The organism is Nonomuraea sp. NPDC005730, from assembly GCF_040630865.1.
Classification (GTDB): domain Bacteria; phylum Actinomycetota; class Actinomycetes; order Streptosporangiales; family Streptosporangiaceae; genus Nonomuraea.
In genome coordinates, this window is the sequence record NZ_JBEXYK010000024.1 from 54,080 (window position 1) to 66,329 (window position 12,250).

Sequence of the window (12,250 nt, forward strand, 5' to 3'; positions counted from 1 at the left end):
GCTGCATGGTGCGGTAGCAGGCAGCTGAGGGTTGGGGCTGAGTCTGTGGCGAGGGCAAGGTCTCAGGGGCCTGGGAGAGGGCGGAGCAGAGGAGGGGACGAGAGGGGTGCCCTCTCAGCTCTCGTGGTGGAGGTGGACGAAAAGTAGATTTGTTCTATGAGTGATGTACGGGTGGTGTTTCGGAAGTACGGCGGGGCATTGCACTGGAACCATCCGGGCACGGTGCTCGGAGATGATCAACATGGGGTGTGGGTGGCCGTGCCCGGAGGGACGGTTGCGCGCAAGGGGGATGGGCCGGCCATCACCTGGGACAACCACGCGATCATGCTGTTCCCGCGGGATGCCTGGTGGGCGGCATCGTTCAATGCTGCACCGCATCGCACCGAGGTCTACGTGGATGTCACCACGGTTCCCGAGTGGCGGGATGACGAGGTCACCATGTTGGATCTCGATCTCGACGTGATCAGAAAGCGGGATGGGCGGCTCATCCTCGACGATGAGGACGAGTTCGCTGAGCATCAGGTGGTGCTGGGGTATCCGCCTGAGTTGATCGCTGGGGCGGAAGCGAGTGCGCGGTGGCTGATGGATGCGGTCGGGGCTCGTAGGGGGCCGTTCGGGGGAGCGCACGTGAAGTGGCTTGCGATGATGGAATGAGTGTCGTCGCTTCGGATGTGGGTGGAGTGGGGCGGCAGGCGTTGGGCCTGCGCCGGCGGCCGACACGGCGGGGGCGTGTTGGGGTGTCGGGTGAGGCGGCTGGCACTGCTCAGGCGAGTGACCTTGGGTTCCGGACTGTGATGGTGATAGGTGGCCTGGGGAGCGCCTGATCTGTGGTGCGAACCTTGCGTTCGTCGGGGTTTGGCGGGTTGCCCTGTCATGGCTTGCTGCTGGGGAGCGGCCCTGGGTGCAGCTTCGTTTTGCTCGCGCTGTAGGTGAGTGTTCGCCTGCATATGGTCTTCGCCAAAGGTAGGCGGTCGGTGATCGTGGCAGGGAGGTCTGTGACCTTCGCTGGGCGGTCGATCACGCTGGGTGGTCGATCTCCGCGTGGTCGATCACCGCTTGGGGCATCCGCTCCCAGGGCGAGCTTTAGCGACCTCGTGCGGACTTCCGTTGTGTGGATTTGGGCGCTTGGAGATCGACGCGCGCCTGGTGCATCGTTGCCATCTGCGACGGTGGCTCGTTTCGTGGCAGGGGCATCGCTGGTGAGGAGGGGGGCTCCGCTGAGTTGGTGTCTCTCCTCCCGAAGGGGTGAGGTGCCGGGCCATGGCTCGGTGCCACTTCTCAGGCGGTTCCGTGTATCGGTGACCTGACAGGCGGCAGCCCTGTTGGTGATGAGACATGGGACCCGCTGTGGGCTGCACCGTTGGTGGCCTCTTGGGGGCTCAGGGCTCGCCGTTGGCTTGGTTCGGAGCGGTGATCGTCAGTGGTTCGTGGTCGGGCTTCGGGGGGACTGGTGCTGGCCGTTGGAACGGGGTTACTGGAGGAGGCGGAGCGCGGTTGCGATGGCGGAGAGGCGGTACGGGGACGCCAGGCCTGCGTGGTAGAGGTGGAATTCTGAGGCGCCGGCGTTGGCGTAGATCTTCAGTTGTTCGGCGAGGGCGGCTGCGTCGGCGGGGCGAGGTGGGAGGGCCAGGACGTAGGCGCCTACTCGTTGGCCAGGCGTGCACAGGTTCGCCAGGGCAGTGAGGCGGGCGGCGTCGGTGCGGGTGTCGCCCCAGCAGTTGCCCACGAGGACGTCCAGGTTCGGGTCGCCCGAGGGGAGGGCGGCGAAGGCACCGGTGGCCCACGGGTTCGGGTCGGCGTGCAGCGTGATGGGGATGTTCGGCGCTGTTCGCCGGGCGGCTGAGACGAGGCGGTGGCGGAGGGTGGCTGACAGTCTCACTCGGGTTGCCCTCACCTCGTCGGCCAGGGGGCCGAGGGCGAGTTCCGTCGTGTCGATGTGGTGGCGAGGGGTGGGACGGGCAGCGGTGTCCGAGGCGGTGGGGGTGCAAACTGTGGTGCTCTGAAAAGGCCGAGCAGCGCCTTCGGTGTCTACGCCCCGGGTGCCTGAGGCTGAGCCCCCTGAGGCTCGGGGCGCCGAACTTTGGGTCTGTAAGGCTCGGGTCTCCGAGGGCGGGGTGCCAGGGGCTCGGGTCTCTGAAACCTGGGTCCCGGAAGTTGAGGCCCCTGAGGGCGGTATCTCTGAGGTTGGCCGACCGGAAGCTGAGGTCTTCAAGGCTGAGGGGTCCGGGGTTGGGTTCTCCGAGGCTGAGGGGTCCGGGGTTGGGTTCTCCGAGGCTGAGGGGTCCGGGGTTGGGGTCTCCGAGGCTGAGGGGCCCGGGGTTGGGTTCTCCGAGGCTGAGGGGCTCGGAGTTGGGATCTCCAAAGCTGAAGGCCGCGGGGTTGGGGGTCCCAACAGCGGGGTGCCTGGGCGTGCGGAGGAGGTTCTCGGAGGGCGTGAGGCTGGGGGGACGGCCTGTGCGCTGTCTGGGGCTGTAGGGGGCGCGCCTTTGATGCGCGAGCCCGCGGCGGTGTCGGTTGTGGGCGGGGAGGCCGCGGTGGGGGTGGTTGGGGGGTCGGCAGCCGAAGTGGCGTTGGTAGGGGTTGCGGAGGCAGAGGCGGCGTTGGTTGGGGTTGCGGGAGTAAGGGCGGCGTTGGTTGGGGCTTCTGAGGCAGGTGGGGGGTCGGTTGGGAGGGGGATGGGGGTGGAGGACGGCTTGGCGGTGTCGATGGTGGTGCGGACTCTTGTGGCGGTTTCTGAGGGGTACTGGGGGGCGCAGGTGGTGCAGAAGCACAAGGAGAGGAGGTCGGCGTCGGTGGCGGTCCAGTCGGCGCCGGACGTCTTCTCGTGCACGCCCTGATGCCCGAACCCCATCGGTCCGCACGCCTCCAGGATCAGGCCGTCCGGTTCGGCGAGGGTGAGGATCTCCGTGACGAGGGTCTCGCAGTACGTCAGGACGTCCTCGTGGGCGGGGCAGAGGGCGTACGGGTACGGGTCGCCGAAGGCGTTGCGCACGGTCAGGTCCGGGAATCGCGTTCCCAGGTAGGAGTTGTGGGTGAGGACGGTCCAGGCGTGGACCTTGAGGCCGACCTGCCGCAGGGCCGTCTGGGCCTGGAGGTAGGCGTCCGGCGGGGTCCAGGTGGGGGCGGCGGGGACCAGGCGGGACCAGGCATGGGGGCGGATCGGCAGGTAGAAGGCGGGATGGGCGACGTCCAGGACGCGGTGTGCCGGGTGGTACGGGGTGGCGGCGCGGGTGGAGTGGTAGCCGGCGGCCAGGGCGATCGTGTCGACGCCCAGCTCGGCCAGGCGGGCGGGTGCGGTCGGGTCGCCGACGACGTCCCAGGGGTAGACGTAGGCGACGTTCACCAGCGGGGGATCTTCGCGGAGAAGGAAGGTTCGACGCTCCGCATGTAGGTCGTGTCGTCGCGGGCGCGGATGCCGCAGGTCTCGTACTGCTCGTGCATGACCGCCAGCGCGTCGCGGTCCAGTTCGACGCCCAGGCCCGGGCCGGTGGGCACCGGTACGGCGCCCTCGACGGAGCGCAGGCCGCCGGGGAGCACCACGTCCTGGCCGTCCTGCCAGGGGGTGTGGGTGTCGCAGGCGAAGGTGAGGTTCGGGGTGGCGGCGGCCAGGTGGGTCATCGCGGCCAGGCTGATGCCGAGATGGGAGTTGGAGTGCATCGACAGGTCCAGGCCGAAGGTGCCGCAGAGGGTGGCGATGTGGGCGGATCGTACGAGGCCGCCCCAGTAGTGGTGATCCAGCAGGAGCACGCCGATCGCGCCGGCGGAGATGGCGGGGGGCAGGTGTTCGGGGGTGACGACGCACATGTTCGTGGCGAGCGGCATCGGGACGGCCCTGGCGACCTCGGCCATGCCCACGATGCCCGGCGTGGGGTCCTCCAGGTACTGGAGGGCGCCGTCGAGTTCGCGGCCGACACGGATGGCGGTCTCGACGGTCCAGGCGGCGTTGGGGTCCAGGCGGAGAGGGATTCCGGGAAACGCCTCGTGCAGGGCGCGGATGCCGGCGATCTCCTGGTCGGGCGGGAGGACGCCGCCCTTCAGCTTGATCGAGGAGAAGCCGTGCTCCTTGATCAGGAGTGCGGCCTGCGTCACCAGGGCCGCCTCGTCGAGGGCCGGGCCGAAGCGGTCGGGGGCGGCGCCGGGATGGCCCGCCCACTTGTAGAAGAGGTACGCGCTGTAGGGGACGGCGTCGCGGACGCGGCCGCCGAGCAGGTCCACGACGGGTACGCCGGCCGCCTTGCCGCGGATGTCCAGGCAGGCGACCTCGAAGGGCGAGAAGACCCGGTCGACGCTCTTCTCCTTGGTGGCGACGCCGGTCAGTCCGTGCAGGTCGGTCACGACGTCGCCGACGGTGCCCGCGATGCGGGCGTACATCTCGTTGGTCGCGTGGACGTCGAGCCCGAGCAGGACCTGCGCGCACTCGCGGACCTTGGTGAGGTGGCCGAGGTCGCCGTAGGTCTCGCCCAGTCCGGAGATGCCCTCGTCCGTGACGATCTCGACGATGGTCCGCAGGGCCCACGGCTCGTGGACGCCGGCGGCGTTCAGGAGGGGCGGATCCCGGAAGGCGACGGGGGTGACGTGGATCTGCCGGATAATCATTTCAGAACCGCCGTCCATATATATGAACAATAGCCAGATTTGTGGACAAGTTGCCGCAACTGTAAGAATCGGGCCGAGAAAGTGTCAAGACTCCGAAGGGCCACTCGATGATCTACGGATACGACCCCAGAACCGGTGAGACCGTGGGCGGCGGCCTGCCCCAGACCGACCGCGCCGGGGTCGACTTGATCGTCTCCGCGGCGGCGGCCGGCGCCGCGTGGCGCGCGACCCCGGCGGACGAGCGGGCGGCGGCGCTGGAGGCCGTCGCCGACGCACTCACCGCGCACGTGGACGAACTGTGGCAACTCGCCGACCGGGAGACGGCGCTCGGAGAGGTACGGCTGCGGGGCGAGGTGGCGCGTACGGCCGGACAGTTCCGACTTTTCGCCCAGGTCGTCAGGGACGGCGGTTACCTGGAGGCCGTCATCGACCACGCGGACCCGGCGCTCACGCCGCCGCGGCCGGACGTGCGGCGGATGAACCATCCGCTGGCCGGGGTCGTCGCGGTGTTCGCGGCGAGCAACTTCCCGTTCGCGTTCTCGGTGGCCGGTGGGGACACCGCCTCGGCGCTGGCCGCGGGGTGTGCCGTGGTGGTCAAGGCGCATCCGGGGCATCCGAACACGTCCGAGCGGGTGGCGAAGATCGTACGGAATGCCCTGCCTTATCCGGACCTGCTGGGGCTGGTGCAGGGGATGCAGGCGGGCGGCGACCTGGTACGCCACCCGCGCGTGGTCGCGGCCGGGTTCACCGGGTCGGTGGCGGGCGGCAAGGCGATCCAGAAGCTGATCGACGAGCGGGAGACGCCCATCCCCTTCTACGGGGAGCTGGGCAGCGTCAACCCCGTGGTGGTGCTGCCGTCGGCGCCGGCGCAGGAGGTGGCGAGCGGGTTCGCGGCGTCTCTGACGCTGGGGGTCGGGCAGTTCTGCACGAACCCGGGGCTCATGTTCGTGCCCGAGGACGACGAGTTGCGCAAGGCGCTGGTCGCGGCGGTCGAGGGGACCGGCGGTGGCCCCATGCTGGCCGAGCGGATCAGGGACGGGTATCTGGGCGGGCTCGGCCGGCTCGGCGAGCTGCCGCTGCTGGCGGAGGGGAAGCCGGGGGAGGGGGCCTGGGCGGTGGCGCCCAAGGTGTTCACGACCGATCTGGAGTCGTTCGGCGAGCGGCTGCCGGGGATCGCGGAGGAGTGCTTCAGGCCGGCGGCTGTTGTGGTGACTTATCGGGAAATTTCGGAGCTGAGGAGGGTGCTGGAGCGGCTGGAGGGGTCGCTCACGGCGACCGTCCATGGCGGTGATCCCGACGAGGCCGAGGAGATCGTCGAGGTGCTCGGCCGGAAGGCCGGGCGGCTGATCTGGAACGGATGGCCGACCGGGGTGGCGGTCTGCTGGGCGATGCACCACGGGGGGCCGTGGCCTTCCTCGACGTCGGCGTACACGTCGGTGGGGGCGACGGCGATCGGGCGGTGGGTGGCGCCGGTCGCGTACCAGGACTGGCCGGAGGCGCTGCTCCCGGACGAGCTCAAGGACGCCAACCCCCTCGGGATCCCGCGCCGGGTGGACGGCCGCCTCCAGACGGCGTGACAGGCCGCTCGCGGTCTTGGAAGGCGGCTCACCATGAGGGGGCTCACCATGAGGGGGCGTTCGGTGGGTTCGGGCTTGCTTGAGGGGGCCTGCTGCGGGGTGGGGCGCTTGTCGAAACCAAGAGTGGGTGGCGCCTCTCGAAGGGGGCGTCGCGACAGGTCGGCCGGGGGCTGAGGGATGGCGGGTGTGTGGTGATGGCGGTGGTGCCTGATCGCCCCCGGCATCGCCCATAGTCGGAGTGGAACCCGGGGGCTGTCAGGGGGCGGCCAGTTCGAGACCTCTTGTGGTGAGGTGGTGCAAGGTGGCCAGGTGGTCGGGGGTCGGGTCCGTCAGGGGGGCGCGGACGCCGCCCACGTCCAGCCCCCGCATCCGTACGCCCGCCTTGACCAGCGAGACCGCATACCCCGGCACCAGGTCCCGCAACTCCACCAGCGGCAGGTAGAACCCGGTGAGCAGCCGTTGCACGAGCACCTCGTCCCCGCCCGTCACCGCCTTGTGGAAGGCCAGCGCGATCTCGGGCGCGAAGGCGAACACGGCGCTGGAGTACAGGCTCACCCCGAGCCCCCGGTAGGCGGGCACGGTCAGCTCGGCGGTGGGCAGTCCGTTGAAGAACGTGAACTCCCCGGCGGGCGCGGCCGCCCGGACGGTCAGGATGATGCGCTGGAGCAGGTCGAGGTCGCCCAGCCCGTCCTTGAAGCCGATCACGTTCGGCAGGGCGGCGAGCTCGGCCACGGCGGCGGGGGAGAAGCGCGCGTTCCCCCGCTGGTAGACGACGACCGGCAGGTCGGTGGCCGCGGCGACCTCGCGCACGTACCGCACCAGCCCCTCGGGCGGGGCGCTGACCAGGTACGGCGGCAGCAGCAGCAACCCGTCGGCCCCGCTGTCGGCGGCGGCCCGCGCGGCGGCCCTGGCGGTGGGCAGCGGCCCGCCCGCGCCGCCGAACACGGGCACGCGCCCGCGCGCCGCCGCCACCGACGTGGTCATGACCTTGACGTAGTCGGTGAGGTCGAGGGCGTTGTACTCACCGGTGCCGCAGGCGGCGAACACTCCTCCCGCCCCGGCCGCGACCCCGGCGGAGACGTGCTCGGCCAGCACCGCCTCCGAGACGGCGCCGTCGCCGTCGAAGGGGGTCACGGGAAAGAAGAGAACACCATCCAGCCGCATCGGCAGTCCTTCCAACGAGGGGGTCTAGCGGATGCCCTCCCTGCGCAGAGTGGCAGCCAGCTTGCGGGTGTGCTTGATCACCGCTTCGGTGATCCGCTCGATCTCGGCGGGCGGCAGCGCGGCCGGCATCGAGCAGCTGATCGCGTCGGTGGCCGGGATGCGGTAGTCGACCGCCACGGCCACGCAGGCCACGCCGGGGGTGCCCTGCTCGCGTTCGAGTGCCCAGCCGCGGGTGCGGACCTGGTCGAGCTCGCCGGTCAGCTTGGTCAGGTCGGTGATGGTGTGCTCGGTCAGCGCCCGCAGCGGGTCGGGCAGCAGGGCCACGACCTCGTCGTCGGTGAGCTGGGCGAGCAGCACCTGGCCGAGCGCGGTGACGTGGGCGGGCAGCCGCCGGCCCACCCTGGGGATCACGTGGCCGGCCTCGCGCGACTCGCGGGTGGCCAGGTAGAGGACGTGGGCCTCGTCCCTGCGGGCGAAGTGCACGGTCTGGCCGATCTCGTCCCGCAGGTCCTCCAGGGTCTCCTGGGCGAAACGCAGGGCCGGGTCCTTGTCGAGGTAGGCGGTGCCGGTCAGCAGGGCGTGCGGCCCGATCCCGAACGCCGACCTGGTCGTGTCGGTCTCGACCCAGTTGAGCTCGACGAGGGTGCGCATGAGGGCGTGGAGGCTGCTGCGCGGGAAGCCGGTACGCCGCTGGAGCTCCGACAGCGTCATGGGGGCGGAGGACTCCGCCAGGGTCTCCAGGATGCGTACGGTCCGCTCGGCGGACTTGACCAGCTGTGGCTCCATACTCGTCCCATCTCGGCGGCGGCTTCAGGGTGTCAGGATATGGGATCCCGTCCAGATACATGGACATCAACCCTTGATCGCGCCACTTGTCAGACCCCGCATGAACTGCCGCTGGAACGCCAGGAACGCGATGATCGACGGCAGCAGCGCCAGCAGCGAGGCCGCGAGCAGCACGCCGATGCCGACCTCCTCGTCGGAGCGGAGGGAACGCAGGGCGATGGGCAGGGTCCAGGTGCTGGAGTCCGTCGAGACGATCAGCGGCAGCAGGTACTGGTCCCAGATCATGGTGAAGCCGAAGACGCCGATCACACCGAGCGCGGGACGGCACAACGGCACGATGATCGTCGCGAAGATGCGCAGCTCGCCCGCGCCGTCGATGCGAGCGGCCTCCTCCAGCTCGACCGGCACCTCCTTCATGAACTCCGTCATGACCAGGATCGAGAAGCCCCAGGCGCCGACGGGCAGGATCATCCCGGCGTACGTGCCGATCAGGTTGAGGTGCAGAACGGGCAGGTCGGCGAGGACGAGCGACAGCGGGATCGCGATGATCTCCTCGGGCAGCATCATCGTGGCCAGCATGAGCAGCATCACCACGGTCATGCCGCGGAACCTCCTGCGCGCCAGCGAGTACGCCGCGAACACGCTCACCAGCAGTTGCAGCAGCAGCCCGAACCCCACGACGACGAAGGAGTTGACCAGGTACAGGTAGACGTTCTTCTCCCCGGCCTGGACGAAGTTCTCCAGCGTGAGGTCGTCCGGCCACAAGGTGAAGGACGTCGGGTCGAGTGTCCTGCTGAACGCGCTGACCAGCAGCCCTATCAGCGGCCCGGTGAAGACCAGGACCATCGCCGAGTAGAGCACGACCTTCCCGGCGGTGGCCGCCGGCCCCTTGCGCGCCTCCAGGCCCAGGGCGCTGTCGAACCTCATGTCGCCTGCCTCCTGCGCAGCGTCTGCACGACCAGGGTGAGCGCCAGCGTGGCCAGGAACAGCACGATCCCGCCCGCCGCGGCCACCCCCAGCTCGTTCTTCTGGAAGCCGAGCTTGTAGATCAGCGTCATCAGCACCTCCGACGAGCCGTTGGGGCCGCCGTTGGTCAGGACGTAGACCTCGACGAACACCCGCAGCCCGCGGATGGCCGCCAGCGTGAACAGGATCCAGAACACCGGCCGCAACGCCGGCAGCGTGATGTGCCGCAGCCGGTGCCGGGTGGCGGCGCCGTCGACGGCGGCGGCCTCGTACAGGCTGCGGTCCACGCCCACCAGGCCGGCCAGGAAGATCATCATGTCGTACGGCGTCCCGCGCCAGACGCTCATCATCATGATCGACCAGAGCGAGGAGTCCTCGCTGCCCAGCCACGGTTGCGGATCGACGCCCGCCCAGCCGATCACGACGTTGAGCAGGCCGGTGTCGCCCGGATGGAACATGATCCGCCACACCTCGGCCACCGCCGCCATCGTGGTGACGACCGGGAGGAAGGCCGCGGTCCTGACGAACCACAGGTAGCGGGCGGGCCCCTCGATGAGCAGCGCGAGCACGAGCCCGAGCAGGAGCGAGCCGACCGTGGTGCCGAGCGCCAGCACGAGGCTGTGCCAGACGGCCGAGGCGAACGCGTCGTCGGCGATGATCGTGCGGTAGTTGTCGAGGCCGACCCATTCGTCGGAGGCGTACTGGACCTTGTTGAAGCTCTTCCACAGGCCCAGGGCCATCGGGATGAACTTGAAGTAGAGGAACAGCAGCAGGGCGGGCGCGAGGAACAGCCAGGCGACCAGCGTTCCGCGCCGCCGCGCCCGCCCGGCGCCGCGGCGCGGGGCGGCGGTTGTGGCCGGCGCCCCCGTGACGGTCGCGGTCATGACGCCTTCTGGCTCCGCAGTTCCTGGTTGAGCCTGGCGGTCAGCTCGGCCATCTTGGCCTTGACGTCGGCGCCGCAGTCGGCCCACACGGTGTTGATGACGTCGGCCGAGTCCTGCCGGATGGGCGCCCAGTTGGGCACCGGCGGCGCGTAGACGGCATGCTCGTAGGACTCCTGGAACACCTTCCAGCGCGGGTCCTGCCGCTCGGCGGCCAGGTCGACGCCCTTGTTCACGGGCAGGCGGACGATGGCGCCGTTGGCGTCCTTGTTCATGCCGATCCGCTGGCCTTCGGGGGAGATCGCGAACTCGGCGAACTTCTTCTGGGCGTCGGCCATGTCCGAGCCGACCATGAGGTAGACGTTCTCGCCCTCACCGAGGGTGCCGGGGCCGCCGGACGGGCCCTTGGGCACCGGCAGCACCTCGATCCTGTCGGTCCCGACGCTCTTGACGAACCGGGCCAGCACGTACGGCCCGACCAGGTAGATGCCGCCCTGCCCCTTCTCGAACACCTCGTGCGTGACGGTGGTGTCGTTGCTCACCGCGCCCGGGTTGACCGTCTTGGCCGTGCAGAACTGGTCCTGGAGGTACTGGACGGCCTCGACGGTCCTGGGGTCGTCCGTCATCGCGGCGAACTTGCCGGGTCCGGTGGGCTTCACGAAGTCGCCGCCGTTGGCGTAGACGAGGGAGGAGGCGTACCAGGAGGCGTAGCCGCGTTTGGTGCCGGCCGGGATCACGAAGCCCGCGGTGTCCTTCCGCCCGTTGCCGTCCGGGTCCTTCTCGGTGAAGGCGCGGGCCAGCGCGGCCAGGTCGGCCCAGGTCGCCGGTGGTCGCATGCCGACCTTCTCGCGCCAGTCCCTGCGCACGACGAGGGCGAAGGCCTGTGCGGAGAAGGGTGCGCCGTAGAACCTGCCGTCGGAGCCGGTGGCCGCCTTCCAGGCCAGGTCCGAGAGCTGGTCGCCGCCGGCCAGCCGGCCCTTGTCGACCTCCTGCAGCCAGCCCTGCGAATGCATGTTGCCGAGTTGGGCGGTGTCGTTGATGACGATGTCGGGAAGCGCCTTCTGGGCGGCCTGCTGGTTGAGTTTCGTCTCGAAGTCGTCGAAGAGCGCGACGACTTTGGTCCTGACCCCGGCGGCCTTGGTGAATGCGTCGGCCAGTGTCACCGCCGTCTTCGCGGAATCGGAGTCGGGCGGTTGCCTGATCCAGATCTCCAGCGTGTCGTTCTTGCTCGATCCCCCGGAACCGCAGCCCGTCAGCGTTGCGGCCAGGGCCGCGGCGAGCGCGGCCCCCAGCAAACGGCGTGACATCAGACCGCCTCCCGTTCACATACGTGGACACGTGTCGTGTGCTTGAACTCGTTCCTGTGACGGTAACTATCGCGGGACCAGGCGGTCAATATTCAAGTATGTGAATTTGAATCAGAATTGTGTACAACGGTTGGCATGCGCATTCTGATGACCGGCGCCGCGGGAAAAGTCGGCACGCTGCTCCGTCCCCGGCTCGCCCGTCCAGGCCGTACGCTGCGGCTCTCCGACCTCCAGCCGGTCGAGCCGGGCCCGGACGAGGAATGGGCGGGCGCCGACCTGGCCGACCGCGCGGCCATGGCCGAGGCCATGAAGGGCGTGGACGCCGTCCTCCACCTGGGCGGCCAGAGCCGCGAGCACCCGTGGGAGGACATCGTGCACGCCAACGTCAACGGCACCCAGGTCCTCATGGAGGCCGCCAGGAACGAGGGCGTCCGGCACCTGGTGCTCATGGGCAGCCACCACGCGGCCGGCTTCCACACCAGGCCGCGGGACGGCTCCGACCTGCCCGACTACGCCTTCCCGCGCCCCGACACCTTCTACGGCGTCAGCAAGGTCGTCATGGAGGCCCTGGGAAGCCTGTACCACGACCGGTTCGGCATGAACGTGACCGTGATCAGGCTCGGCACCTGCAACGAGGGCTCGGCCGACACCCGCGGCCTGGCCACCTGGATCTCGCCCGGCGACCTCGCCCGCCTGGTCGAGGCCGCGCTGGTCGCGCCCGGCTACCACGTCGTCTGGGGCGTCTCGGGCAACGCCCGCCGGTGGTGGTCGCTGCGGGAGGCCCGCCGGCTCGGCTACGAGCCCCGCGACGACTCCGAGCCGCAGGCCGCCGCCCTCGTCGCCGAACAGGGCGAGCCCGACCTGTCGGACCCGGTGCACGACCGCGCCGGCGGGGTGTTCACGCTCAACGAACTCGGCGGTTCGTGGTAGGCAAGCGGTTGCAGGAACCTTGACGTCAGGGCCGCCGAAGGTC

The 12,250-nt window shown here is 69.8% G+C and carries 11 protein-coding genes; 4 read left to right on the plus strand and 7 right to left on the minus strand.

Annotated features, from left to right (window positions below; translation table 11 throughout):
* Window positions 1-156 precede the first annotated feature (156 nt).
* Window positions 157-654: a DUF402 domain-containing protein gene (locus tag ABZ444_RS26020; protein WP_358001813.1), complete on the plus strand. Its 498-nt coding sequence runs from the start codon at window positions 157-159 to the stop codon at window positions 652-654.
* Between the two features lie 817 nt (window positions 655-1,471).
* Here the strand turns inward: ABZ444_RS26020 and ABZ444_RS26025 are convergent.
* The gene (locus tag ABZ444_RS26025; protein ID WP_358001816.1) at window positions 1,472-1,879 is read right to left on the minus strand and encodes a hypothetical protein; all 408 of its coding nucleotides are present in this window, start codon (window positions 1,877-1,879) and stop codon (window positions 1,472-1,474) included.
* Window positions 1,880-2,489: 610 nt separating this feature from the next.
* On the opposite strand from ABZ444_RS26025, the gene ABZ444_RS26030 reads away from it, so the two are divergent.
* Window positions 2,490-2,837, plus strand: a complete 348-nt coding sequence (locus ABZ444_RS26030) for a hypothetical protein (protein ID WP_358001819.1) — start codon at window positions 2,490-2,492, stop codon at window positions 2,835-2,837.
* A gap of 502 nt (window positions 2,838-3,339) precedes the next feature.
* On the opposite strand, the gene ABZ444_RS26035 is transcribed toward ABZ444_RS26030, so the two are convergent.
* On the minus strand, window positions 3,340-4,596 hold the full coding sequence (locus tag ABZ444_RS26035; protein ID WP_358001822.1) for a glucarate dehydratase family protein: 1,257 nt from the start codon (window positions 4,594-4,596) through the stop codon (window positions 3,340-3,342).
* Window positions 4,597-4,703: 107 nt separating this feature from the next.
* Between ABZ444_RS26035 and ABZ444_RS26040 the strand changes: the two genes are divergently transcribed.
* Entirely contained in the window at window positions 4,704-6,173 is a 1,470-nt protein-coding gene (locus tag ABZ444_RS26040; RefSeq protein ID WP_358001825.1) for an aldehyde dehydrogenase (NADP(+)), read from the plus strand.
* 255 nt (window positions 6,174-6,428) lie between these two features.
* Here the strand turns inward: ABZ444_RS26040 and ABZ444_RS26045 are convergent, their stop codons facing one another.
* The 5 genes from ABZ444_RS26045 to ABZ444_RS26065 form a co-directional block, all read right to left on the minus strand.
* Complete coding sequence (locus tag ABZ444_RS26045) at window positions 6,429-7,337, minus strand: 5-dehydro-4-deoxyglucarate dehydratase (protein WP_358001828.1); 909 nt, start codon at window positions 7,335-7,337, stop codon at window positions 6,429-6,431.
* A 24-nt stretch (window positions 7,338-7,361) separates the two neighbouring features.
* Window positions 7,362-8,123, minus strand: a complete 762-nt coding sequence (locus tag ABZ444_RS26050) for an IclR family transcriptional regulator (RefSeq protein WP_357985733.1) — start codon at window positions 8,121-8,123, stop codon at window positions 7,362-7,364.
* Window positions 8,124-8,189: 66 nt separating this feature from the next.
* The gene (locus tag ABZ444_RS26055; RefSeq protein WP_358001831.1) at window positions 8,190-9,050 is read right to left on the minus strand and encodes a carbohydrate ABC transporter permease; all 861 of its coding nucleotides are present in this window, start codon (window positions 9,048-9,050) and stop codon (window positions 8,190-8,192) included.
* On the minus strand, window positions 9,047-9,973 hold the full coding sequence (locus ABZ444_RS26060; RefSeq protein WP_358001834.1) for a sugar ABC transporter permease: 927 nt from the start codon (window positions 9,971-9,973) through the stop codon (window positions 9,047-9,049). Before ABZ444_RS26060 ends, ABZ444_RS26055 begins: the two co-directional genes overlap by 4 nt.
* The gene (locus ABZ444_RS26065) at window positions 9,970-11,277 is read right to left on the minus strand and encodes a sugar ABC transporter substrate-binding protein (RefSeq protein WP_358001837.1); all 1,308 of its coding nucleotides are present in this window, start codon (window positions 11,275-11,277) and stop codon (window positions 9,970-9,972) included. The genes ABZ444_RS26060 and ABZ444_RS26065 overlap by 4 nt, the downstream gene beginning before the upstream one ends.
* 135 nt (window positions 11,278-11,412) lie before the next feature.
* Between ABZ444_RS26065 and ABZ444_RS26070 the strand changes: the two genes are divergently transcribed.
* Window positions 11,413-12,207 carry an NAD(P)-dependent oxidoreductase gene (locus tag ABZ444_RS26070; protein ID WP_358001840.1) on the plus strand — a complete coding sequence of 265 codons (795 nt, stop codon included), beginning with the start codon at window positions 11,413-11,415 and terminating at the stop codon, window positions 12,205-12,207.
* Window positions 12,208-12,250: the final 43 nt, after the last annotated feature.

Bases quoted from the DNA above. Each gene is read 5' to 3' on its own strand.
- ABZ444_RS26020 (WP_358001813.1), top strand. From the start codon at position 157: ATGAGTGATGTACGGGTGGTGTTTCGGAAGTACGGCGGGGCATTGCAC.
- ABZ444_RS26030 (WP_358001819.1), top strand. From the start codon at position 2,490: ATGCGCGAGCCCGCGGCGGTGTCGGTTGTGGGCGGGGAGGCCGCGGTG.
- ABZ444_RS26035 (WP_358001822.1), bottom strand. From the start codon at position 4,596: ATGATTATCCGGCAGATCCACGTCACCCCCGTCGCCTTCCGGGATCCG.
- ABZ444_RS26040 (WP_358001825.1), top strand. From the start codon at position 4,704: ATGATCTACGGATACGACCCCAGAACCGGTGAGACCGTGGGCGGCGGC.
- ABZ444_RS26045 (WP_358001828.1), bottom strand. From the start codon at position 7,337: ATGCGGCTGGATGGTGTTCTCTTCTTTCCCGTGACCCCCTTCGACGGC.
- ABZ444_RS26050 (WP_357985733.1), bottom strand. From the start codon at position 8,123: ATGGAGCCACAGCTGGTCAAGTCCGCCGAGCGGACCGTACGCATCCTG.
- ABZ444_RS26055 (WP_358001831.1), bottom strand. From the start codon at position 9,050: ATGAGGTTCGACAGCGCCCTGGGCCTGGAGGCGCGCAAGGGGCCGGCG.
- ABZ444_RS26060 (WP_358001834.1), bottom strand. From the start codon at position 9,973: ATGACCGCGACCGTCACGGGGGCGCCGGCCACAACCGCCGCCCCGCGC.
- ABZ444_RS26065 (WP_358001837.1), bottom strand. From the start codon at position 11,277: ATGTCACGCCGTTTGCTGGGGGCCGCGCTCGCCGCGGCCCTGGCCGCA.
- ABZ444_RS26070 (WP_358001840.1), top strand. From the start codon at position 11,413: ATGCGCATTCTGATGACCGGCGCCGCGGGAAAAGTCGGCACGCTGCTC.